The organism is Pedobacter agri PB92, assembly GCF_000258495.1.
Classification (GTDB): domain Bacteria; phylum Bacteroidota; class Bacteroidia; order Sphingobacteriales; family Sphingobacteriaceae; genus Pedobacter; species Pedobacter agri.
Map to the genome: position 1 here is coordinate 1 of NZ_AJLG01000374.1, position 271 is coordinate 271.

1 protein-coding gene is annotated in these 271 nt (G+C 53.9%); it reads right to left on the minus strand.

What is annotated here, in order from left to right; genetic code table 11:
* On the minus strand, nucleotides 1-271 hold a 271-nt coding region (locus ON09_RS23935), incomplete at both ends, for a DUF11 domain-containing protein (protein ID WP_010603607.1).

Here is a 271-nt window from a genome sequence, read left to right on the forward strand (position 1 = left end):
CGGCTCTTCCGTATCGGTATTGTTGCCTGGTGTAGGGTCAGTTTCATTTCCACTGATTGTTACCGTATTGGCATAAACGCCTGTTGCTTTCACTTTAGCCACTACCGTTAAAGTAGCGCTTGCGCCGTTGGCCAGGTTGCCGATCGACCAGTTTGGTGCAGTCCAGCTGCCGGTGCCCGGTGTAACGCTTACCACTTCGTATCCCGTTGGGATGTTCTCTGTTACGCTTACCCCTGTCGCCGCACTTGGACCGTTGTTGGTCGCCGTGATA